Raw genomic sequence first — 22,135 nt, 5'->3', positions numbered from 1 at the left:
AGGAATTGAAAGATTTAGCTAAAGCCGCCGGCTGAGCGGAATGCGCAATGCGGCCTCGGTGCCGCCGGCGCGCGGGCCGCGCAGCGAAAGCGATCCGCGCAGCTCCGACTCGACCAGGGTGCGGACGATCTGCAGCCCGAGCCCGTCCGCGCGTTCCAGCGAGAACCCGGACGGCAGGCCGCGCCCGTTGTCCCGGATCAGCACGTCCAGCCAGCGCGCGGAACGTTCCACCGAGATCTCCACCTTGCCCGGCCTCCCGTCCGGGAAGGCGTGCCCGACCGCGTTCTGCACCAGTTCGGCCAGCACCATCACCAGCGGCGTGGCGATCTCCGCGACCACAACCCCGAACGAACCGGTGCGCGAGAAGCTCACATGCGACTCGGCGGTGGCCACCTCGCCGACCATCGGCAGCACGTTGTCGAGGAGCTGGTCGAGATCGACCCGTTCGTCCACGGACACCGACAGCGCTTCGTGCACCATCGCGATCGACGCGACCCGGCGCACCGACTCCTCCAGCGCCTGCCGTGCCTCGTCGCTGGCCGTCCGCCTGGACTGCAGGCGCAACAGGGCGGCGACGGTCTGCAGGTTGTTCTTCACCCGGTGGTGGATCTCGCGGATGGTCGCGTCCTTCGACAGCAGCGCACGGTCACGCCGCTTGACCTCGGTGACATCGCGGACCAGCACCAGCGCACCGGCGGCCTGACCGGCCGGGCGCAGCGGCAGCGCGCGGTAGAGCACCACCGCACCCCGCCGCGAGTCGGCTTCGGCCCTGCTGCCCGGTTTGCCGTCCAGCGCGTCCAGGATCCGGTGTGCGACCTCGGTGGCGTCGAACGGGTCGCGGATCAGCGATCTGGTCAGCGGGGCCAGCCTGGTGCCGACCAGATCGGACTCGTGCCCCATCCGGTGATAGGCGGACAGGCCGTTGGGGCTGGCGAAGACCACCGAGCCCGCCGGGTCGAGCCGGATCAGCCCATCACCCACCCGCGGGCTGGTGTGCACGTCGGTGAGCGACCCGGGGCTGGGGAAGCTGCCGTCCGCGATCATCTGGCACAGGTCGCCGGCGCTGCCGAGATAGGCGATCTCCAGCGGGCTCGGCACCCGCGGCGCGGCCAGGTTGGTCTCGCGGCTCAGCACCGCGATCACCGTCCCGTCGAAGGTCACCGGGATCGCTTCCCGGCGCATCGGCAGGTCGCGGTACCAGTGCGGGTCCTCTTCGCGGCAGATCTTCACCTCACGGATCGCCTTGGCGAGCTGCGGATGCTCGTCCACGGTGAACCTGGTGCCGACCACGTCCTCGGGATGCGCGGTCGGCGCGGTGGTCGGGCGGGCCTGCGCCACGCAGACGAAGTCACCGCCGTCGGGATGGAGCCCCTCGGCCACCGGTGCCCACAGCAGGAAGTCGGCGAAGGAGAGGTCGGCCAGCAGCTGCCACTCGGCGACCACGGTCTGCAGGTGGTCGGCGGCCTCCCCGGAGAGCCCGGTGTTCTCGGCCAGCAGATCGGCGAGGGTGGACACGGGACCCCTACTCGACCACCGCGAGCAGGTCACCCTCCTGCACGACGTCGCCTTCGTGCACGGCGAGCCGGGAGAGCTTGCCCGCGGACTCGGCGAGCACCGGGATCTCCATCTTCATGGACTCGAGGATCACCACGGTGTCCCCGCTGCTCAGGGCCGTACCCTCGGCGGCGACGACCTTCATCACGTTGGCGACGATTTCGGCCCGGATCTCCTCGGTCATCGGTGGTTCCTCTCCAGGTGGCGATGCGAGCGCCGGTCACGACGGGTCCGGCCACCGGGTCAATCCAACCAGAGCCGGCGCCGCCCGGCACGCCCCGTCCGGAGGACCGGGACGACCAGGGTCCTCGGGGCGCCGGGCGGGCGTGACACACTGGATGGGCTGACCAGGCCCCGCTGGCGCACCAGCGCCGCAACTCCGGGTACCGGATGGGCCACCCCGACTCGAAGGAGCAGCCATGTCGAAGCGAGCTCGCAAGCGCCGCGACCGCAAGAAGAACGGCGCGAACCACGGCAAGAAGCCCAACGCCTGAAAAGACACAAAAAAGGGCCCGGCACGAATGGTGCCGGGCCCTTTTTTGTGTCTTCGGTGCTATTCGGTGCGTTGCTCGATGCTGATCTCGGTGTGCTCCACCGTGACCCCGCCGCGCTGCTCCACCGTCTTGCGGATCGACGCGCGGAGCCTGCTCTTCAGGTCGGCGGGGGCGTGCTCACCGCCGCACTTGCGCGCCAGCAGCTGCTTGAGCTGCTCGTCGATGCCGTACTCCTCGAGGCAGGGCGGGCAGTCCTCGATGTGCTTGCGCAGCTCCGCCTCGTGCTCCGGACTGCACTCCTTGTCCAGCAGGAGATAGATCTCGGCCAGCGCGTCGTCGCAGTTGACCTTGTCGGAGTCGCCGCAGCCGTTCATCGGCCCGCCACCTCCTGCTTGGCCTTGGTGCCGCGGATGAAGCCGCGCTCCCTGGCCACGTCGGCCAGCAGCTCGCGCAGCTGGCCGCGGCCACGGTGCAGACGGGACATGACTGTACCGATCGGCGTGTCCATGATCTCAGCGATTTCCTTGTAGGCGAATCCTTCGACATCGGCAAGGTAGACCGCGAGCCGGAACTCCTCCGGCAGCTGCTGCAACGCCGCCTTGACGTCGGTGTCCGGCAGCTTGTCCATCGCCTCCACCTCGGCCGAGCGCAACCCGCTCGACGTGTGGCTCTCCGCCTTGGCGATCTGCCAGTCGGAGATCTCCTCGGTGGGCTGCTGGATCGGCTGGCGCTGGCGCTTGCGGTAGCCGTTGATGTAGGTGTTGGTCAGGATCCGGTACATCCAGGCCTTGAGGTTCGTGCCCTCCTTGAAGGACGCGAACGCGTTGTACGCCTTGAGATAGGTCTCCTGGACCAGGTCCTCGGCGTCGGCCGGGTTGCGGGTCATCCGCATGGCCGCCGAATAGAGCTGGTCGAGCAACGGCATCGCGTCCCGCTCGAAGCGTTCGGCGCGCGCGTCGGCCTGCTCCTGCTCGGTGGCCGCCGTCACCTCGTCGGACACGGCCGGTGTCACCGCGGGCTCTTGCGTGCTCGGCAAACCGTTCCCTTCCCACTTCCGGTCGATGCGCGGGCGCGCATACGACTCGGCCGAGTTTACGCGTGGAAGGGTCACTCGGCCCACGGTGCCGGGCTGAGCCGGACGTGCGGGCCGACGCTGCGGGCGGCTGGTGAGGTTCGCAAGCTGGGTCGACACGTTCAGTGGAACGCAGACCAGCGCGGGCGCATTCCCGGCCCTGCCCCGGACGGACCGCTTCGCCGGGTTGTGCGTCCGCTCACCGTAGGCTCCCCGGCATGGCCGGGAAGGGAACGCCGGCGACCGCGCTGCTGGCTAAGCAGCAGGTCGCCCACACACTGCACACGTATCAGCACGATCCGCGCGCGGAGTCCTACGGCACCGAGGCCGCCGACGTGCTCGGCCTAGACCCGGCCAGGGTGTTCAAGACGCTGGTGGCCGATGTGGACGGAAAACTGACCGTCGGCGTGGTACCGGTGACCGGGCAGCTCGACCTGAAGGCGCTGGCCGCCGCGGTCGGCGGCAAGAAGGCCAGGATGGCGGAGGTCGCCGCGGCCCAGCGCGCCACCGGCTACGTGCTGGGCGGTATCTCGCCGCTGGGCCAGCGCAGCAGGCTGCCGGTGGTGGTGGACGCGGCCGCGCAAGCCTTCGACAGCGTGTACTGCTCGGCCGGCCGACGCGGCCTGGAGGTGGAACTCGCCCCCGCCGACCTGATCCGCCTGACCGGCGCCGTCGTCGCCCCCATCCGGGCCTGAGCCGCGATTCGTTCAAGCCCAATGTGACGTTTGGCCAATAGAACGAGCCAAACGTCACGTTGGGCTCGTTCAGGTCAGGTGAGCGGGCGGAGGACGCGGCCGAGCCATTCGCCGACCGTGCGGGAAAGGCCATCGAGGTCGGCGTCCAAGCTGTGCGTACCCGCCAGCATCACCACCTCGTGGTGCGGCCCGGCCCGCGGGCGGCCGAACGGGTCCCGCTCCCCCTGCACGACCAGCGTGGGCACCTCGACCCCGTCCAACTCCGCCTGCCGGCTCTTCTCCGGTTTACCCGGCGGATGCTCGGGGAACGCCAGGCAGAGCACGGCCGCGGCCTGCCCGCCGCCGGCGGTCCGGCAGGCCACCCTGGCACCGGAGGAGCGGCCGCCGAAGACCAGCGGCAGGCCGTCGAACCGGTCTGCGAGCTCGTCGACCACGGCCAGCCACGCCTCGTCGAGCTGCCTTGCCGGTGCCGGTGCCCGGCGGCCGGCGACCCGGTACGGCTGCTCGACCAGTGCGACGTGCACCCCGGCGGCCTGCGCCGCCCTGGTGGCCGCGACCAGATCCTTCGACAGGATCCCGCCACCGGCGCCGTGTCCGAGCAGCAGGGCGGCGACGCCCTCTTCCGCGCAGTGCAGTTCGGCCCGTGCCGGGCCGTGCGGGGTATCGATCTCGATCCGGGTCATCACCGTGGCAGTTCGAACAAAGCCCCCTCGTCCAGGTCCGCCTGCTCCACCTCCACCCGCTCCAGCAGTGCCGCTCCGTTGTTGCGGACATTGTTCACCTTGCTCGACACCGGCCGCAGCTCGAGCGAGTCCACCAGGTCCAGCGGCGGCGGCGCGAGCAGCTCACCCACCTCGGTGACGTCCGGGTTCAGCCAGCCGTCCCAGCGCTCCTTCGGCATCAGCAGCGGCATCCGGTGGTGCACGTCGGTCAGCCTGCCGATCGCGTCGGTGGTCAGGATGGAGAAGGTGATCAGCGGGGAGGAGCGTTCCGGGTCGGCGGCCTTCGGGTCACGCCAGGTCTCCCAGATACCGCCGAAGGCCAGCGAAGCCGAGTCCGGACCGGTCATGAAGAAGGGTTCCTTCTCCTTGCCGTTGCGGCGCCACTCGAACCAGCCGTCCGCCGGTACCAGGCAGCGGCGGCGCGACAGCGCCTTTCGGAAGGACGGCTTCTCGGCGGCGGTCTCCGCGCGGGTGTTGATCATCTTGTTGCCCACCGACTGGTCCTTCGCCCAGAACGGCACCAGCCCCCAGCGCATCACGCGCAGACCGCGGACGGCGGGCTCGTCCTCGAGCACCTTGCCCTCCTCGTCGCGAGGATGGCGTTGCACCACGGTCAGCACGTTCTTGGTCGGCGCCACGTTGTAGTCCGCCGCGCACTCTTCGACCTCAGTGCCGTAGTAGGCGTCGAACTCCTGCATCAAAGTGGCGGGATCCTTCGTGGCGGCATAGCGGCCGCACATCGCCAACCTCCTTCGCGAAACCGGTTCGGCCGCCATCGTGACACGGTCGACGCACGCGTGGCGAGTGACATGGGGGATCATCGGGCACAGGAGCTCGCACGGAGGGAAGTGGCGGTTTGGCCGGCAGGGACTGGCGCAAGCTGGACGAGAGCGACGTCCGGGTGCGCCCTGGCCGTGGCACCCGTCCGCGCAGCAAGCGCCGCCCCGAGCACGCCGACGCCTCGACCGCGCTGGTCACCGTGGTCGACCGCGGCCGCTGGACCTGCGCGCTGGAGCACGACCCGAGCCGGGTGGTCACCGCGATGCGCGCCCGCGAGCTGGGCCGCACCCCGATCGTGGTCGGTGACACGGTCGGCATCGTCGGCGACGTCAGCGGCCGCCCGGACACGCTGGCCAGGATCGTCCGGGTGGACGAGCGCGCCAGTGTGCTGCGCCGAACCGCCGACGACACCGATCCGTACGAGCGGATCGTGGTCGCCAACGCCGAGCAGCTGCTCATCGTCACCGCGCTGGCCGATCCGCCGCCGCGGACCGGGTTCATCGACCGCTGCCTGGTCGCCTGCTACGCCGGCGGCCTGGAGCCGGTGCTCTGCCTGACCAAGGCCGATCTGGCCAGCCCGGACGAGCTGCTGGCGAAGTACGCGGAACTGGCCGTGCCCGCCATCGTCACCAGGTACGACGAGGATTCCGCCGAGCTGGCCGAGCGGCTCAAGGGCCGGGTTTCCGCACTGGTCGGGCACTCCGGCGTCGGCAAGTCCACTTTGGTCAACCGGCTGGTGCCCGATGCCGCGCTGGCCACCGGGGTGGTGAGCTCGGTGGGCAAGGGCAGGCACACGTCGGTCACCGCGATCGCGCTGCCGCTGCCGGACGGCGGCTGGGTGGTGGACACGCCGGGGGTGCGCTCGTTCGGCCTGGCGCACGTCACCCCGGACGACATCGTGCGGTCCTTCGAGGAGTTCGGCGAGATGGCGGAGGAATGCCCATCCGGCTGCGGTCACCTCGGGCCGCCGGACGACCCCGGCTGCATGCTCGACAGCACCGTCGAGGACGGCACGGCCTCCGAAGGCAGGCTGGTCTCACTGCGCCGCCTGCTGGCTTCCAAGGCCGGCTTGGAAACCCCGGGATTAGGACAACAAACCTAGCGATCATTGCAACCGATCGGGTAGCGAATTCGTCCATTCAGGTAACTCCGGATACCCGGGGCGCGATGTCGAGGCTGATATGAATCACTTGAAGAGGGGAATCCCAATGCGGAAGGCGACCCTGGCTGGGGCCGGACTCGCACTGATCATGACGGTGACCGCGTGCGGCGGCGGGCAGACCGGCGGCCAGGCCGAACCGGCGCCCGCGAACGGCGACCGGCCGTTCAACAGCGCACCGGACCTCGTCCGCGCGGCTTCCACCAAGACGGCCGAGAGCAAGACGGCGAAGTTCAGCATGGAGGCCGGTGGCGCCGGGCAGAGCATGACCGCGACCGGCCAGCTCCGCTTCGATCCGGGGAACGTGGCGATGTCCATGAACATGGACAACAACGGCGAGAAGATGGAGATCCGGCTGGTCGACCGCGCCTTCTTCATCAAGAGCCCGGAGATGTCCGAAGGCGGCAAGGAGTGGACGAAGCTGTCCACCGACGGTGCCGACCCGCTGTCGAAGCTGCTCGGCACCGTGCTGGACCAGGCCGCCAAGCAGAGCGACCCGACCAAGGTACTGGACCAGATCGACAAGGCGGGCACGATCACCAAGACCGAGCCCACCCAGCTCGACGGCCAGCCCGCGACCCTCTACAACGTGGACGTGGACGTCGCCAAGGCGATGCAGCTCTCCCTGGAGAGCATGCCCAAGGAACTCACCGACGCGCTCAAGGGCAAGCTGGAGACCGAGCTCAAGGGCAAGCAGCTGACCATGCCGATGCAGCTCTGGCTCAACGCCGACCAGCTGCCGGTGCAGATCGTCGTCGACTCCGGCCCGATGGCGGCGGCGATGGGCGCGCCCGCCGGTCAGGCGGAGGCCAAGTCCACCATGAAGTACACCGACTGGGGCGCCCCGGTCGACGTGCAGGCTCCCCCGGCCGACCAGGTCCAGGACCTGAAGATGCCGGAGATCCCGGGAATGCCGCCGACCCAGCCCACTCGCTAAGCCCTCGTGAGTGGAAAGTGTTGTCGGGACAACACTTTCCACTCACGACGTCTGATCAGCGCATATGCGGGTAGGTGATATCCGTCGGCGCGTCGAAGGTCTCCTTGATCGAGCGCGGGCTCGCCCAGCGCTGCAGGTTGAACATCGAGCCCGCCTTGTCGTTGGTGCCCGACGCCCTGGAGCCACCGAACGGCTGCTGGCCCACGATCGAGCCGGTCGGCTTGTCGTTGACGTAGAAGTTGCCCGCGGTGTACCGCAGCGCGCGATGCGCCTGCCCGATCGCGGTCCGGTCGTCCGCGAAGACCGCGCCGGTCAGCGCATACGGCGACGCCGAGTCGACCAGCTCCAGAATCCGCTCGTACTCGCCGTCCGGGTAGACGTGCACGGCGAGGATCGGGCCGAAGTACTCGGTCGAGAACACCTCGTGCCCCGGATCGTCAGAGACCAGCACGGTCGGCTCCACGAAGTAGCCGACCTGGTCGTCGCAGTGGCCGCCCACCAGCACTTCCAGCGCACCGTCACCGTCCACACTGGACAGCAAGCGCTGGTGCTTGGCGAAGGCGCGGGCGTCGATCACCGCGCCGCCGAAGAGCGACAGGTCGCTGATGTCGCCGTATTTCACCGTCCTGGTCAGGTCGGCAAGCTGCTCGCGCACGCCGCCGTCCCACAGCGAGCGCGGGATGTACGCCCTGGACGCGGCGGAGCACTTCTGGCCCTGGTACTCGAAGGCGCCGCGGACCAGTGCCGGCACGAGCTTGTCCGCCCTGGCACTGGAATGCGCCACCACGAAGTCCTTGCCGCCGGTCTCACCGACGATCCGCGGGTAGCTCGCGTAGCTGTCCAGGTTCTCCGCGATCCGCCGCCAGAGCAGCTTGAAGGTCGCGGTCGACCCGGTGAAGTGCAGCCCGGCGAACCCGCGGTCGGCCAGCGCGACCTCGCTCACCGCACGGCCGTCCCCAGTGACCATGTTGATCACCCCTGGCGGCAGCCCGGCCTCTTCCAGCGCCCGCATCGTGTAGTGCGCGGCGAGCTGCTGGGTCGGCGTCGGTTTCCAGACCACGGTGTTGCCGAGCAGGGCGGGCGCGGTCGGCAGGTTGCCGGCGATCGCGGTGAAGTTGAACGGGGTGATGGCCACCACGAACCCGTCCAGCGGGCGGTACTCCAGCCGGTTCCAGACGCCCGGCGCGGACCTCGGCTGCTCGGCCAGTATCCGCTGGCCGTAGTGCGCGTTGAAGCGCAGGAAGTCGATCAGCTCGCAGGCCGCGTCGATCTCCGCCTGCTGCACGGACTTCGACTGGCCGAGCATGGTGGCCGCGTTCAGCGTGTCGCGGTAGGGCCCGGCGATCAGGTCGGCGGCCCGCAGGAAGACCGCGGCCCGCTCGTCGAAGGGCAGCTCGCTCCAGTCGCGGGCGGCCCGTTTCGCCGCTGCCACCGCGTCCGCCACGTCCTCGTTGGTCGCCTGCGCGCAGGTCCCGAGCACCTTCGCGTGGTCGTGCGGCTGGACCACGTCGAAGGGCTCACCGCCGCCGAGCCGCCTGCTGCCGTCGATGGTCTGGGTCAGCTCGGCGGACTCCGCGGCCAGCTCGGCGAGTCGTCGCTGTAGCGACTCCCGCTCGGGGCTGCCGGGGGCGTAGGTGCGTACCGGCTCGTTGACCGGATCAGGTACCGAAGTCAGCGCATCCATGCCCTCATGATGACAGCAACGAGCTAGAGCAGCTCGAGCAAGAAAGGCAGCTCCTGCGGCGCGTACCAGGCCAGCTCGTGGTCTTCGGCGTCACCGAGCGCGAACTCGGCGTCCTCGTCCCCGAGGTCGGCCGCATCGATCACCGCCGCCGCGGCGCGGACCGCGTCCTCGGCCTCCTCGGTGTCCACGTGCACCGCGGCGACCTCCTCCAGCAGCACCGGGCCGGCCAGCCGGACCACCGCGGGGTCGAGGTCGGGCCGCGCGGTGGCGGTCTCCACGTCCGCGGCGATCACCACCCGCCGCGGCGGCAGCTCGGTCTCCTCGTCCGCCGCGATCAGCCGCAGCGACGCCCTGGCCGCGTCCAGCAGCGCGGCGTACTCCAGCTCCTCGGTGGAACCGCTGGTGTAGGACTCCCGCAGCGCGGGGGTCAGCGCGAACCCGGTGCCGCCCAGCGGAGCGAACTTGCCATTGGACACCAGTTCCTTGAGCATGCCGATAGTGGCAGGCAGATAAACCCTCACCAGTGCGCCCCCTTCAGTTCTTCGAGCGACTCTTCGATCATCCCGGCCAGCACGTCCACATCGGACACGGCCTTGCGGTCGCCGTTGAGTCCGAAGTAGACACCGCCGTGGTACGACGTTACCCCGATCGCCAGCGCCTGGTTGCGGACCAGCGGGATGACCGGGAACATCTCGGTCATCTTCGCGGGCCCGGCGTACAGCGGCTCCTGCGGCCCCGGCGAGTTGGTGATCACCAGGTTGAAGATCCGGCCGGAGAACGAGCCCGCCGCCCTGGCGCCGAGCGAGTGCAGGGTGGCCGGGGCGAACCCGCCGACCCGCAGCAGCGCGCGAGCGGCCACCGACCGGCCGGAGTCGAGGTGCTCGGCCATCGCGTGCCCGATGTGCTGCAGCCGCAGCACCGGGTTGCCCTCACCCACCGGCAGATCCACCAGGTAGGCGGCGACCTGGTTGCCGACCAGCCCGGCGCCGTCGTACTCGGCGGTGTCCGCGTCACGCACCGCCATCGGGACCAGCGCCCGGACGGTGCTGCCGGGGTTGAGGCTGGAGCCGCGGGAGAGCAGCCACTCGCGCAGCGCGCCGGTGATCGCGGCCAGCACCACGTCGTTCACCGTGCCGCCGTGATCGGCCCGCACCTTGCGGTAGTCCGCCAGCCTGGTACGCACCACCGCGAACACCCTGCCGCCGGAGACCCGGACGTTGAGCGGGCCCGCCGGGGCCGGCCGCACCACCGTGCGCAGCGCCGAAGCGACCCCGCCCACCGCGCCGGCCACCTTCTCCGCGGTGGCGGCCGCGTCCGCCGCCGCCGAGCGCACGTTCTCCACCAGCTCGCCGGGACGCTGCACGGTCTCGCTGACCGCGTCCAGCAGCAGCTGGGTCCTGCTCGGCCGCCGGCGCGGGGTCCAGGTGTCCTGCACCGGCTCCCGCTCCTGCGGCGAGCCGTCCAGGATCAGCTGCCCGAGCTCGATCGTGCCCGCACCGTCCACAACGGACTGATGGGTCTTGGTGATCAGCGCGACCCTGCCTTCGGCGAGCCCTTCGACGAAGTACGCCTCCCAGAGCGGGCGGTCCGGGTCCAGTCGCCGCGACATCAGCCTGGCCACCAGGTCGAACAGCTGCTCGTCGCTGCCGGGATCGGGCAGCGCGGAACGGCGGACGTGATAGCTCAGGTCGAAGTCCACGTCGTCCACCCACACCGGGCGCGCCAGATGGCCCGGCACCGAGACCACCCGCTGCCGGTACCGGGGCAGGTAGCCGAGCCGCTGGCCGACCAGTGCGAGCAGCTGCTCGTAGTCGAAGCCGTCCCGCGGACGTTCGAACACGGCCACCCCGCCGACGTGCATCGGCGTCGCCGAGTCTTCCAAGTACAGGAACGACGCGTCCAGCGCGGAAAGGCGGTCGGGCATAACGTGATCCTGACACACCCTGTTGTAATGGCGGAGTGCACAACCCCGAGATCTCCCCCAAGGACCGGTTCCTCACCGTGTACGGGCGCAAGCCGGTGCTGGAGGCGCTGGGCGACCCGGCGCTGGAGGTCGACAAGGTGATCCTGGCCGATCACGTGCGCGGGCAGCACGCGGCCGAGATCGAGCGGGCGGCCAGGTCGGCCGGGGTCAGGGTGCAGCGGGCCAGTGCACACCGGGTGAAAGTGCTGGCCGGCAACGGCAAACAGGACCAGGGCGTGCTCGCGGACGTGGTGGCGCCGAGGATGCGCCCGCTGGCCGACGCGCTGGCCGGGCGCCCGCCAGCACGGGTGCTGCTGCTGGACGGGATCACCACCCCGGCCAACGTGGGCATGATCCTGCGCACCGCCACCGCGGCCGGGCTCGGTGGCGTGGTGGTGCCCCGGCGCGGGGTGGCCGCGCTGGACCCGATGGTGGTCAAGGCGTCGGCCGGAGTGGCCTTCCGCGCGCCGGTGCTGCGCTGCGCGAGCGCCGCCGAGGCGGCCGGGCAGCTGGTGTCGGCGGGCTACCGGCTGTACGCGCTGGGCGCGTCGTCGAACCGCTCGTTGTTCGACGTGGAGCTGCCGAAGCGGGCCGCGTTCGTGCTGGGCGGCGAGACCGAGGGCGTCAGCGAAGAGGTCGCCGCCAAGGTCACCGGCTGGCTGTCCATCCCGATGCCGGGCGAGGTGGAGTCGCTGAACGTTTCGGCCGCGGCGGCCGTGCTGTCCTTCGAGCTGGTCAGGCGGGCAGCAGCACCCTCAGCTCGCTGAGCGTCCCGGTGACCGAACTGTGCCGCACCCCGGTCATGCCGGCCGCCACCGCACCCGCCACGTTGACCGCGGAGTCGTCCACGAACACGCAGCTGTCCGCGGGCACCCCGAGCAGACCCGCGGTCAGCAGGTAGATCCGCGGATCCGGTTTGGCCACCCCGACCTCGCCGGAGAAGACCACCGCGTCGAAGTACCGCGAAAACCTGCGTTTGACCTCACCGGAACCGCCCGCCGCGTTGGAAAGCAGCGCCGTGGGAACGCCGCGGTCCCGCAACTCCAGCACGGCGTCGAACAGCTCGGCCGCGTCCGGATCGGTGAGCACCCCGGCGTAGTCCAGCACCAGCGCCTTCAGCACGACCCCGAGGCTAGCGGGTCCGGCCGGCACCCGCCGCAGATACATCGAAACCCGAATTTCACCAGGTCAGGCGGTGTTCGACCGGATTCGGGCGGCCCGAGCCTCTAGAGATCGGCACGGGTCAAGGTGGCCCGGCGACGCGAATCCGGGGGACTCACGTGCGGACCATCGAAACCAGCCTGCGCTCGCTCACACCCTACGAACCGAACAGGCCGGTCCCCGGCCCGCCGGCGGCCGCCCGAGGCCAGCTCGAGCTCGACCTGTCGCTCGGCACGCCCCGCCGCCGCACCGGGCGCACGGCCGAGCCGCCCGGTCCCGGGCCGGAACAGCGGTTCCTGCGGCAGCTGCTGAACGCCATCCTCGAAGTCCGCGAAGGCAGCAGGCCGCCCGCGCAGCTGCGGAACCTGGTGGACCCGCGGCTCTACCAGCGGCTGCTGGCCGAACCGAAGACCACCGGCGAGCGCTACCTGCTCGGCTCGGTCCGCGCCAGCCGCCCCGCGCCGGCCGCCATCGAGGCCTGCGGCACCGTACGCGCCGGCCGCCGCACGATGGCCGTCGCAGCCAGGCTGGAACGCTCCGAGGACCGCTGGCGCTGCACCTCGTTCGCACTGCTCACCCAGGGCCGCCCCCGCTGAACCCGGCCGGAAACGAAACGGCCCAACGTGACGTTCGGCCAATAGAAGACACCGAACGTCACATTGGGCTCGTTCGAGCGGGGGTTTAGCGGCGGGCGCCCTTCTTGCTCTTGCCCTTCTTGGCCTGCTCCCTGGCCGCGGCGCGACGCTCCCGGCGCGTGGTGCCGGCGGCGCCACCGCCATCGGCCTCGTCACCGTCGTTGTCGCGATGCGACTCGACGCCACCACCCTCGGCCGGGCCGGAGAAGGTCAGCTGCGGCTGGCTGCCGCCGAGACCCTTGCCCCGCAGCGCGGAGGGCACCGCGTCCTCCTTGGGCGCGGCGGGCTGCGGCGGGGTCGGCCTGGCGTGCCGGCCGGTGTCCACCGGGATCTCGATGGCCTGCTCCGGGGCCGGCTCGGGCTCGGCCACCTCGACCTGGAGGTTGAACAGGAAACCGACGGTCTCCTCCTTCAGCGAATCGAGCATGGCGCTGAACATGTCGAAGCCCTCGCGCTGGTACTCGATCAGCGGGTCGCGCTGGGCGTACGCCCGCAGGCCGATGCCCTCCTTGAGGTAGTCCATCTCGTAGAGGTGCTCACGCCATTTGCGGTCCAGTACGGAGAGCAGCACCTGACGTTCGAGGTCGCGCATGACGGCCTCGCCGAACTCCGCCTCACGCCGCTGGTAGGCGGCGAGGATGTCGTCGGTGAGCGCGTCGTGCAGCCGCTCGGCGTCCAGGTCCTCCTCTTCCTCGACCAGGTCCTCCCAGCTGACCCCGACCGGGTACAGCGACTTCAGCGCGGTCCACAGCTTGGTGTGGTCCCAGTCCTCGGCGTAGCCCTCGGAGGTGGCGCCGGTGACGTAGGCCTCGACCACGTCGCGGAGCATGTGCTCCACCTGCTCGCGCAGATCCTCGCCGTCCAGCACGCGCAGCCGCTCGGCGTAGATCACCTTGCGCTGCTCGTTCATCACCTCGTCGTACTTGAGGACGTTCTTGCGGATCTCCATGTTCTGCTGCTCGACCTGCGTCTGCGCGCTCTTGATCGCCCTGGAGACGATCTTGTGCTCGATCGGCATGTCGTCCGGCAGCCGCATGGTGGTCATCACGCGCTCGACCATGGCCGCGTTGAACCGGCGCATCAGCTCGTCACCGAGGGAGAGGTAGAACCGCGACTCGCCAGGGTCGCCCTGACGGCCGGACCGGCCGCGGAGCTGGTTGTCGATCCGGCGGGACTCGTGCCGCTCGGTGCCGAGCACATACAGCCCGCCGGCTTCGACGACTTCCTCGGCCTCCGCCTTGCTGGCGGCCTTGACCTCTTCGATCGTCTTGTCCCAGGCGGCCTGGTACTCCTCTTCGTTCTCCACCGGGTCGAGGCCGCGGTCGCGGAGCTCCGCGTCCGTGATCAGGTCCGGGTTACCGCCGAGCACCACGTCCGTACCACGGCCGGCCATGTTGGTGGCCACCGTGACCGCGCCCTTGCGGCCGGCCCGGGCCACGATCAGCGCCTCCCGGTCGTGGTGCTTGGCGTTCAGCACCTCGTGCGGCACGCCGAGCTTGAGCAGCAGCTTCGACAGGTGCTCGGACTTCTCCACGCTGGTGGTGCCGACCAGCACCGGCTGGCCCTTCTTGTTCCGCTCCGCGATGTCCTCGGCGACCGCCTCGAACTTGGCCTGCTCGGTCTTGTAGATCAGGTCCGACTGGTCGGCGCGGACCATCGGCCGGTTCGTCGGGATCGGCACCACACCGAGCTTGTAGGTCTGGTGGAACTCGGCCGCCTCGGTCTCGGCGGTACCGGTCATCCCGGAGAGCTTGTCGTAGAGCCGGAAGTAGTTCTGCAGGGTGATCGTGGCCAGCGTCTGGTTCTCGGCCTTGATCTCGACGCCTTCCTTGGCCTCGATCGCCTGGTGCATGCCCTCGTTGTACCGGCGGCCGTGCAGGATCCGGCCGGTGAACTCGTCGACGATCAGGACCTCGCCGTTTCGGACGATGTAGTCCTTGTCCTTCTTGTAGAGCTCCTTGGCCTTCAGCGCGTTCTGCAGGTAACCGACCAGCGGGGTGTTCGCCGCCTCGTAGAGGTTTTCGATGCCGAGCTGATCCTCGATGAAGGCAACGCCCTTTTCGGACACACCGACGGTGCGCTTGCGAATATCCACGTCGTAATGGACGTCCGGCTTCATCAGCGGCGACATCCGGGCGAACTCGACGTACCAGCGGGACGAGTTGTCCGCCGGCCCGGAAATGATCAACGGCGTACGGGCCTCGTCGATCAGAATCGAGTCCACCTCGTCGACCACCGCGAAATTGTGCCCGCGCTGCACGCAGTCGGCCCGGCTCCAGGCCATGTTGTCGCGCAGGTAGTCGAAGCCGAACTCGTTGTTCGTGCCGTGCGTGATGTCGGCGGCGTACTGCTGACGGCGCACCTCCGGCGACTGGTCGGAGAGGATCACGCCGACCTCGAGGCCGAGGAAGCGGTGGATCCGGCCCATCCACTCGGCGTCACGTTTGGCCAGGTAGTCGTTGACCGTGACGATGTGCACGCCCTTGCCGGAAATGGCATTCAGGTAGGCGGGCAGCACACTGGTCAGCGTCTTGCCTTCACCGGTCTTCATCTCGGCGACCTGGCCGAGGTGCAGCGCGGCACCGCCCATCAGCTGGACGTCGAACGGCCGCTGGCCGAGCACCCGCCAGGCGGCCTCCCTTGCCACGGAGAACGCTTCGGGCAGCAGGTCGTCCAGCGACTCACCGTCGGCGTACCGCTGCTTGAACTCCGCTGTCTTGGCCCGCAGCTCGGCGTCCGAGAGGTCCTTGACGTCGTCTTCGAGGGTGTTGATGTGGTCCGCGATATGACGCAGACGCTTGATCATCTTGCCCTCGCCCGCGCGGAGCAGGCGGTTCAGCACCATCCGGTCGACCTCACTAGCTCAATTCGTCGCACCCGAGCCGGCCCCGGGCAGTCTGTTCCACGCAACCAGGCAGACCGGTCGCGCGCTGCCCCCCATCGTAGGGAAGAGCAGCAGGTTCACGCACGCACCGTCCTGGCACGGACGAAACGGCGGCCCGTATGCGAGTGCATACGGGCCGCCGGGGGTCTGGATCAGGGGTCAGCCCAGCCTGATCACGCCGTAGTCGAAGCCCTTCCTGCGGTAGACGACGCTCGGCCTGCCGGCGTCGGAGTCATTGAAGAGATAGAAATCGTGGCCGACCAGCTCCATCTCGTAGAGAGCCTGGTCGACGGTCATGGGGTCCGCGGCGTGTTGTTTCTCGCGGACGATGCGGCCGGGCTGGTGCTCGACCACACCATCGTCCCAGCGCTGCTGTGGCAGCTCGATTTCTTCGGGCGCGATGCCGTTCATCGGCTCGACCTCGGGCGGCGCGGGTGCCTCCAGTACCGCGGTACCCGCCGTCGCCGGGCGCATGCCGTTGTCCATTGGGGCCGATCCGCCCCCGATCGCGGGTGCCGAGGTGGCTTCGGCCACCGACTCCGGGCACCGACGCCCGTAGTGCACCCGCCGCCGGTCGTGCATCTTGCGCAGCCGGTTCTCCATTTTGTTCACCGCAGCGTCGAGCGCGGCGTAGAAGTCGCCCGCGCATGCTTCCGCTCGTACAGCCGGGCCTTTGCCCTTACCAGTGATCTCGACGCGCTGGCAGTTCTTGGACTGCCGCCTGTTGGGCTCGTGGAAGAGCTCCACGTCGTAACGGATGACCTTCTTGTCGTAGCGCTCCAGTCGTGCCAGCTTTTCGCTGACATGCGCCCGATAATGCTCAGGCACCTCCACGTTGCGACCTTTAACCACGATGTCCATACACGACCTCCCTCGCTGAGATAACTGCGAGCTCTTGGTGCACTGCGGCGCCGGTGAAATCGGGGTAATGCCCGAAGGTGGGCGGTGATGGTTTTCGGCGGTGTCAAGACGTCTCATAACGGACCGCCGAGCAATCAGCGCTCCTCCGGCGCCAGGGTCATAAGGCTGATCACCTCCCTGCCGGCCGGCATTGGCTGATAGCGGAGCACGTTAGCCGGGTAATGCCGATCACAACAGCCCCCGAGGCGGGGGATGTCAACAAGTGAGAGGTGGTCACCGTACGCAGCGGTAGACCCGCTTCACGACCTTCGGCCTTACCCGTTCGGAGCAGGATTTCCGGCCTGTTTTCACCTTGACAGCCGCTCGACAACGCCCGAGGACGGCCGAGCGTGATCATGCGGCCCGCTGTCTCCGCCACCCCGGTGGCACCGGGCGGCGTTCGTGCGTTTTCTCCGTCTGACATGACGAGCCGCATATCCCGACAACGGCTACCCCGGTCCGCACGTTCCCGAGCCAAGGCCACCCGTGTAGGTGACCGCGCTCAGCCGGCGGCGGTCAGCGTCAGCGCGGCGGACACCCGGTACCCGGCCGCGGCCAGTGCCGCCGTCCCGGCTGCGATGGTCGCCCCGGTGGTGACCACGTCGTCGAGCAGCACCACGGCCGACCCCGGCGGCGGCAGCCCGCGCCGGGCCGGCAGCAGCCGCCCTGCCAGGTTCGCCGCCCGCTGCTCCGGCGTGAGCCCGACCGCGTCCCTGGCACCGGAGCGCAGCCGCAGGGCGGGCGCGACCGCGGCCGTGCGGCCGGCAGCGGCCAGTGCCGCCGCGCACCGGTGTGCCAACACGGTCAGATGCTGACCGCCTCGTTTCCGCGCGGCGGTGCGCCGGGACGGCACTGGCACCAGCCACCACTGGCCGGAAGGCTCGACCTCCGACAGGTTGGGCAGCACCCCGGCCAGCGCGGCCCCGAGCGGACCGGCGAGATCGCGCCTGCCGCGCTCCTTGTAGGCCAGCACCAGCCGCCGTGCGACACCGCGGTAGGCCGCCAGCGCGTAGACCGGGACGACACCGGCGGTCGGCCCGCGCGACACCGGGCGCGGCAGCCGGAAGGCCGCCAGGCAGTCCGGGCAGCAGGCCGCGCCGGGCGCCCCGCAGCCCGCGCAGTTCGACGGCAGCAGCAGGTCCAGTGTCCCGCGCAGCAGGTTCGGCATCCGGCCAGCATGCGGACCGGCACCGACGGTTTCGGCGCCGGACCGAACGAGAGGTCCCTTTGCTTCGGTCGCTTCAGCCTCAGCCAGGGTAGAACGGGTAAGCGTTGGAACTCGGGCTGTGCGGATGGGGCCGCCACACCTCACCGACGTCCGACGACGCGGTCCACAGCCCGCTGCTGTCGGCCACCACGATCCGGCTGCCCGGCGCGGCCGCGATCGCGCGCACCGGCTGGGTCAGGTTCGAGCTGTTGAACGGGTCCATCCGCAGCCCGTCGATGGGCAGCTTCGCCACCGGCAGCGACGCCGATGAGGTGGCCACCACCACGGTGTCCTGGCTCAGCCAGTCCACGTCCTCGACCCCGGCCAGGTCCCCGCCCTTGAGCACCCGCGGTTCCCGCAGCATCACCGAGTCCTGGGTTCGCACCACGGCCGCGATCACCAGCTGGCCGCCGACGACCACCGCCGCCCTGCTGCCGTCCCTGGACAGCCGCAGCGCGGTGATCGTGCCGAGCGAGGTGATCTCGTCCGCGATCACCGCCTGCGGGACCCACTTGTTGTCCGGGTTGCGCTGCACCCGGACCACCTGCACCCCGTCCACCACCGACCACACCTCGCCGGAACTGCCACTGGTCGGCCGCCAGGTCGGCCTGGTCAGGGTGCCGTTCTGCAGTTCGGCGGACTGCGCGTCCCGGCCGAACTCGCCGATCCGCAGCCGCTGCTGGCCGTCCACGCTCTCCACGATCGCCAGCTGCTTGCCGTCCAGCGACTGGGCTGCCTTGAGCACCTGGTAGGCGCCGGAACCGACCGGCCCCGGGATCGGCGCGTTGTCCTCCAACGAGCGGATCCTCCCGTTCACCACCATCAGGCCGGGCAGGTCGAAGCTAGGCGACGCCTGCGTCCCGTAGGAGGGCAGGTCGCTGGGCAGCCAGTCGGCGTCCTCCCCGTCGATCAGCGGCTTGCCGTCGGAGAGCAGCCGGACCCGGCTGGTGGTCACGCTCTGCAGGGAGAGCACGAGCTGGGCCGCGATCAGCTTCTTCTGCTCCACGCTGTACCCGTCGACACCGGTCAACGGCACCACCAGCGCGCCGTCCGCCTCGCCCTTCACGTTCGACTCGGTCGCGGCCTGATCACCGAGCGGGCTGCGGACCGCGCCGGCCAGTCCGCTCGACGGCCCGCGGATCAGCAGGTCCACCACCCGACCGGCCAGGCCGGCCTGCGGTTTGCTCGGCACGTAACGCAGATCGAGCACCAGCGCGTTCGAGTCCTGCGCGAAGAAGTACAGCGGCACCCGGAAGTAGTTCTGGGTGAAGTCGTTTTCGGTGATCACCAGCCCGCCCGGCGGGTCCACGATCCGCCATTCCCCGCCGGCCTGCTTGCGCAGCGTCACCGGCAGCCGGTAGTCGCCCTTGGTCGGGATGAACGCACTGTCCGGGGCCACGTTGCCGATGGTGAAGCCGCGCAGCAACACCACCTGCTCGTCCGGGTCGGGCGGCAGCTGATTGCTGGCTCCGTACACGGTGTCGAACCGGTCCTCGATCACGGTCATGCTCTTGGTCGGCGACCAGGACTTCCTGGCCGCCTCGTTCAGGTAGACGCGGGCGTTGTCGGTCACCGGCAGTGCGCTGGCGTGCACGAAGTTCCGCACCACGTCGAGAGCGTCCAGGCCCTTCTGCGGTTCCGGGATGTCCGCCGACGGGGCGAGCCGGTCGCCGGGCACCACCTGCGGCTGCGACTCCTGCGGCACGTTCGCGCAGCCGGCGACCAGCAGCACGCAACCGAGCAGCACGGCAAGGCGCGTCCTCTTCCGACAGCTCACCCGGCTCACCCGTCCTCCTTCTGCGTGATCGCGGCCAGTTCCGGCTGCTCGACCACCGGGCCGAGGTAGGAGTGGCCGTTGGTCCCGCTCTCCGGCGTGACGTCCTCCGGTGGCAGCGACAGCGGGCTCTCCTCGAACGGCACACCCTGCTGCCTCGGCAGCACCAGCCGGAAGCAGGCGCCCTGTCCCGGCGCGCCCCACGCCTCGAGCGCCCCGCCGTGCAGCCGCGCGTCCTCGTGGCTGATCGCCAGGCCGAGACCGGTGCCGCCGGTCCGCCGGTTGCGGGACGGGTCCGCCCGCCAGAACCTGTTGAACACCAGATCCGCCTCGCCGGAGCGCAGCCCGACCCCGTAGTCCCGCACGGTCACCGCGACCGCGTGCTCGTTCACCGCCACCCGCAGCCAGATGGGCGCGCCTTCGCTGTGGTCCACCGCGTTCGCCAGCAGGTTGCGCAGGATGCGTTCCACCCGCCGGGCGTCCACCTCGGCGGCGGCCTCCTCCTCCTCCGGCAGCTCCAGTTCGATCGCGGCGCCCGCGGTACCGGCGATCACCCGGACCTGCTCCACCGCGCGCCGCGCGATCGGGCGGACGTCGATCAGCTCGGCCACCAGTTCCTCCACCCCGGCGTCCAGCCTGCTGATCTCCAGCAGGTCGCCGAGCAGCGCCTCGAACCGATCCAGCTCGTCCACCAGCAGTTCGGTGGACCTGGCGAGGCCGGCCGGGAACTGCTCGCGCGAGGCGTGCAGCACGTCGGCGGCCATCCGCACGGTGGTCAGCGGGGTGCGCAGCTCGTGCGAGACGTCCGAGGTGAACCGCCGCTGCAGGGTGCCGAACTCCTCGAGCTGGCGGATCTGGCGCTGGATGCTCGCGGCCATCTCGTTGTAGGACACCGCGAGCTTGGCGAGGTCGTCTTCGCCGAGCACGGCGAGCCGCTGGTCGAGGTCACCGCTGGCGAACTGCTCGGCCGCCGCCGCGGCCCGGCGCACCGGGCGGACCACCTGCCTGGTGACCAGGTTGCTGATCCCGGCCAGCAGCACCAGCAGCACCATGCCGCCGACCAGCAGGGTGTTCTGCACGGTGGAGACGGTGTTCTGCTCGGCGGTGAGCGGGAACAGCAGGTAGAGCTGCATCGGACGGGCGCTGCTGGTCACCGGGGCGCCGATGACCAGGTACGTGGTGCTGCCGGTCGGCCCGACGTAGGTGTGGATCTGCTTGCTCAGCTGGTTGCGCTCGACGAACGCCTTGAGCGAATCGGGCACCCGCTCGTAGGGGCCGGCGGAGGCGTTCGACTGACTGGACCGGTCCGGCCCGCCGCTGGCCAGCACCGGCTCGAACGCGCCGGCCGCGGAGGCGGCCGTGCCCTGCGGTCGTTCCGAAGTGCTGCTGCTGATCTTGTTCAGCGCGTTGCGGAGCCGGTTTTCCAGCGAGTCCTGGTCGCCGATGCCGACCAGCTGCGCCTCGGCGGTGTCCACCACCGTCTTGGTCTGCTCGATCGCCGCGTTTTCCTTGGTGTCGATCAGCCGGTCGGTGATCTGGTTCTGCAGCACCATGCCCAGCACGAAGACCACGGCCGAGGACAGCGCCAGGGTGGAGATGGTGACGCGGAACTGCAGCGAATGCCGCCACAGCTCGCTGAACGCGACCGAACGGCGCCTGCCGAACGCCACCACGCGGCCGGTCAGGCGTACCAGTGACCTGCCGGCCTTGCCGAAGGCGATCAGGCGGGACTTCATGCGTTAGAAACTCCGTGCGGGACTGCCACCGGGGAACCGGACGTTCACGGTGGGCCCGCTTTATACCCCACGCCGCGCACCGTCAACACCACCTCGGGGTGTTCCGGATCCTTCTCCACCTTGGAGCGCAGCCGCTGGACGTGCACGTTCACCAGCCGGGTGTCGGCCGCGTGCCGGTAGCCCCAGACCTGCTCCAGCAGCACCTCGCGGGTGAACACCTGGCGCGGCTTGCGGGCCAGCGCGACCAGCAGGTCGAACTCCAGCGGGGTGAGCGGGATGGCCTTGCCCTCCCTGGTCACCTCGTGGCCGGGCACGTCGATGGTGAGGTCGCCGATGCCGAGCGACTCGGCCGGCTCGGCGTCGGTCCGCCGCATCCTGGCCCGCACCCTGGCGACCAGTTCCTTCGGCTTGAACGGCTTGACCACGTAGTCGTCCGCGCCGGACTCCAGGCCGAGCACGATGTCCACGGTGTCGCTCTTCGCGGTGAGCATCACGATCGGCACCCCGGACTCGGCGCGGATCGCCTTGCACACGTCGATCCCGTTCATCCCGGGCAGCATCAGATCGAGCAGCACGAGATCGGGTTTCAGCTCCCGCAGCGCGGGCAGCGCGCGGGAACCGTCCGGCACCACGGCGGTGTCGAAGCCCTCCCCGCGCAGGACGATGGTGAGCATCTCCGCAAGAGCAGGGTCGTCGTCGACCACCAGAACACGTGCCTTCATGAACACATATTCGCACTGCTCACCCGGTACCCGCGCACGACCCGGCGATCAATGGC

The 22,135-nt window shown here is 69.9% G+C and carries 22 protein-coding genes; 6 read left to right on the top strand and 16 right to left on the bottom strand.

The genetic code is table 11. From position 1 onward, the window contains the following. Positions 1-18: 18 nt before the first annotated feature. Both AMYNI_RS0123640 and AMYNI_RS0123635 read right to left on the bottom strand, forming a co-directional pair. Positions 19-1,515: a sensor histidine kinase gene (locus tag AMYNI_RS0123640; protein ID WP_020670535.1), complete on the bottom strand. Its 1,497-nt coding sequence runs from the start codon at positions 1,513-1,515 to the stop codon at positions 19-21. 7 nt (positions 1,516-1,522) lie between these two features. Then, on the bottom strand, positions 1,523-1,738 hold the full coding sequence (locus AMYNI_RS0123635) for a biotin/lipoyl-binding carrier protein (RefSeq protein ID WP_020670534.1): 216 nt from the start codon (positions 1,736-1,738) through the stop codon (positions 1,523-1,525). A 235-nt stretch (positions 1,739-1,973) separates the two neighbouring features. Between AMYNI_RS0123635 and AMYNI_RS50800 the strand changes: the two genes are divergently transcribed. Continuing rightward, entirely contained in the window at positions 1,974-2,048 is a 75-nt protein-coding gene (locus tag AMYNI_RS50800) for a 50S ribosomal protein bL37 (RefSeq protein WP_098515123.1), read from the top strand. Positions 2,049-2,107: 59 nt separating this feature from the next. Here the strand turns inward: AMYNI_RS50800 and rsrA are convergent, their stop codons facing one another. Together rsrA and AMYNI_RS0123625 are read right to left on the bottom strand one after the other, a co-directional pair. Continuing rightward, on the bottom strand, positions 2,108-2,422 hold the full coding sequence (rsrA, locus tag AMYNI_RS0123630; protein ID WP_020670533.1) for a mycothiol system anti-sigma-R factor: 315 nt from the start codon (positions 2,420-2,422) through the stop codon (positions 2,108-2,110). Next, positions 2,419-3,084: a sigma-70 family RNA polymerase sigma factor gene (locus tag AMYNI_RS0123625; RefSeq protein ID WP_084628442.1), complete on the bottom strand. Its 666-nt coding sequence runs from the start codon at positions 3,082-3,084 to the stop codon at positions 2,419-2,421. The genes rsrA and AMYNI_RS0123625 overlap by 4 nt, the downstream gene beginning before the upstream one ends. Positions 3,085-3,338: 254 nt before the next feature. On the opposite strand from AMYNI_RS0123625, the gene ybaK reads away from it, so the two are divergent. Further along, positions 3,339-3,815 (top strand): Cys-tRNA(Pro) deacylase, encoded by a 477-nt coding sequence (gene ybaK / locus AMYNI_RS0123620; RefSeq protein WP_020670531.1) that lies wholly within the window; start codon positions 3,339-3,341, stop codon positions 3,813-3,815. Positions 3,816-3,889: 74 nt separating this feature from the next. On the opposite strand, the gene AMYNI_RS0123615 is transcribed toward ybaK, so the two are convergent. Together AMYNI_RS0123615 and AMYNI_RS0123610 are read right to left on the bottom strand one after the other, a co-directional pair. Then, positions 3,890-4,498, bottom strand: coding sequence for an alpha/beta hydrolase family protein (locus AMYNI_RS0123615; protein WP_020670530.1), 609 nt, complete (start codon positions 4,496-4,498; stop codon positions 3,890-3,892). Continuing rightward, a complete protein-coding gene (locus AMYNI_RS0123610) occupies positions 4,498-5,277 on the bottom strand; it encodes an SOS response-associated peptidase (protein ID WP_020670529.1) in 780 nt (259 codons plus the stop codon). The genes AMYNI_RS0123615 and AMYNI_RS0123610 overlap by 1 nt, the downstream gene beginning before the upstream one ends. Positions 5,278-5,393: 116 nt before the next feature. On the opposite strand from AMYNI_RS0123610, the gene rsgA reads away from it, so the two are divergent. Beyond that, positions 5,394-6,419, top strand: a complete 1,026-nt coding sequence (rsgA, locus tag AMYNI_RS0123605) for a ribosome small subunit-dependent GTPase A (protein ID WP_020670528.1) — start codon at positions 5,394-5,396, stop codon at positions 6,417-6,419. 106 nt (positions 6,420-6,525) lie between these two features. Further along, positions 6,526-7,413, top strand: a complete 888-nt coding sequence (locus tag AMYNI_RS45230) for an SCO4651 family lipoprotein (RefSeq protein ID WP_020670527.1) — start codon at positions 6,526-6,528, stop codon at positions 7,411-7,413. Between the two features lie 55 nt (positions 7,414-7,468). On the opposite strand, the gene pruA is transcribed toward AMYNI_RS45230, so the two are convergent. The 3 genes from pruA to AMYNI_RS0123585 are packed head-to-tail and all read right to left on the bottom strand — an operon-like array spanning position 7,469 to position 11,021. Continuing rightward, positions 7,469-9,097 carry an L-glutamate gamma-semialdehyde dehydrogenase gene (pruA, locus tag AMYNI_RS0123595; protein WP_020670526.1) on the bottom strand — a complete coding sequence of 543 codons (1,629 nt, stop codon included), beginning with the start codon at positions 9,095-9,097 and terminating at the stop codon, positions 7,469-7,471. 23 nt (positions 9,098-9,120) lie between these two features. Further along, positions 9,121-9,618 (bottom strand): DUF6912 family protein, encoded by a 498-nt coding sequence (locus AMYNI_RS0123590; RefSeq protein WP_026360841.1) that lies wholly within the window; start codon positions 9,616-9,618, stop codon positions 9,121-9,123. After that, on the bottom strand, positions 9,615-11,021 hold the full coding sequence (locus AMYNI_RS0123585) for a WS/DGAT/MGAT family O-acyltransferase (protein ID WP_020670524.1): 1,407 nt from the start codon (positions 11,019-11,021) through the stop codon (positions 9,615-9,617). Before AMYNI_RS0123585 ends, AMYNI_RS0123590 begins: the two co-directional genes overlap by 4 nt. Before the next feature lie 35 nt (positions 11,022-11,056). Here AMYNI_RS0123585 and AMYNI_RS0123580 point away from each other — a divergent pair, with 35 nt between their 5' ends. Further along, positions 11,057-11,827 (top strand): TrmH family RNA methyltransferase, encoded by a 771-nt coding sequence (locus AMYNI_RS0123580; RefSeq protein ID WP_020670523.1) that lies wholly within the window; start codon positions 11,057-11,059, stop codon positions 11,825-11,827. Here AMYNI_RS0123580 and AMYNI_RS0123575 read toward each other — a convergent pair. After that, the gene (locus AMYNI_RS0123575) at positions 11,796-12,227 is read right to left on the bottom strand and encodes an HAD family hydrolase (protein WP_020670522.1); all 432 of its coding nucleotides are present in this window, start codon (positions 12,225-12,227) and stop codon (positions 11,796-11,798) included. The genes AMYNI_RS0123580 and AMYNI_RS0123575 overlap by 32 nt on opposite strands. 113 nt (positions 12,228-12,340) lie before the next feature. Here AMYNI_RS0123575 and AMYNI_RS45225 point away from each other — a divergent pair, with 113 nt between their 5' ends. Next, positions 12,341-12,817 (top strand): Rv3235 family protein, encoded by a 477-nt coding sequence (locus AMYNI_RS45225; protein ID WP_020670521.1) that lies wholly within the window; start codon positions 12,341-12,343, stop codon positions 12,815-12,817. Between the two features lie 85 nt (positions 12,818-12,902). Here AMYNI_RS45225 and secA read toward each other — a convergent pair whose 3' ends face one another. From secA to mtrA, 6 genes are all read right to left on the bottom strand, one after another. Then, positions 12,903-15,701 (bottom strand): preprotein translocase subunit SecA, encoded by a 2,799-nt coding sequence (gene secA, locus AMYNI_RS0123565; RefSeq protein WP_020670520.1) that lies wholly within the window; start codon positions 15,699-15,701, stop codon positions 12,903-12,905. A gap of 198 nt (positions 15,702-15,899) precedes the next feature. Then, positions 15,900-16,601 carry a ribosome hibernation-promoting factor, HPF/YfiA family gene (gene hpf / locus AMYNI_RS0123560; protein ID WP_020670519.1) on the bottom strand — a complete coding sequence of 234 codons (702 nt, stop codon included), beginning with the start codon at positions 16,599-16,601 and terminating at the stop codon, positions 15,900-15,902. Positions 16,602-17,142: 541 nt separating this feature from the next. Continuing rightward, positions 17,143-17,808 carry a ComF family protein gene (locus AMYNI_RS0123555; RefSeq protein WP_020670518.1) on the bottom strand — a complete coding sequence of 222 codons (666 nt, stop codon included), beginning with the start codon at positions 17,806-17,808 and terminating at the stop codon, positions 17,143-17,145. A gap of 79 nt (positions 17,809-17,887) precedes the next feature. After that, positions 17,888-19,624: an LpqB family beta-propeller domain-containing protein gene (locus AMYNI_RS0123550; protein ID WP_040407231.1), complete on the bottom strand. Its 1,737-nt coding sequence runs from the start codon at positions 19,622-19,624 to the stop codon at positions 17,888-17,890. Between the two features lie 5 nt (positions 19,625-19,629). Continuing rightward, the gene (gene mtrB / locus AMYNI_RS0123545; RefSeq protein WP_020670516.1) at positions 19,630-21,357 is read right to left on the bottom strand and encodes an MtrAB system histidine kinase MtrB; all 1,728 of its coding nucleotides are present in this window, start codon (positions 21,355-21,357) and stop codon (positions 19,630-19,632) included. A gap of 44 nt (positions 21,358-21,401) precedes the next feature. Continuing rightward, positions 21,402-22,079 carry an MtrAB system response regulator MtrA gene (mtrA, locus tag AMYNI_RS0123540; RefSeq protein ID WP_026360839.1) on the bottom strand — a complete coding sequence of 226 codons (678 nt, stop codon included), beginning with the start codon at positions 22,077-22,079 and terminating at the stop codon, positions 21,402-21,404. Positions 22,080-22,135 lie beyond the last annotated feature (56 nt).

Origin of the sequence: Amycolatopsis nigrescens CSC17Ta-90 (genome assembly GCF_000384315.1) — a bacterium.
GTDB classification, from domain to species: domain Bacteria; phylum Actinomycetota; class Actinomycetes; order Mycobacteriales; family Pseudonocardiaceae; genus Amycolatopsis; species Amycolatopsis nigrescens.
The sequence above is the reverse complement of the archived record's forward strand: the minus strand, read 5'-3'. Positions and strand labels throughout refer to the sequence as shown.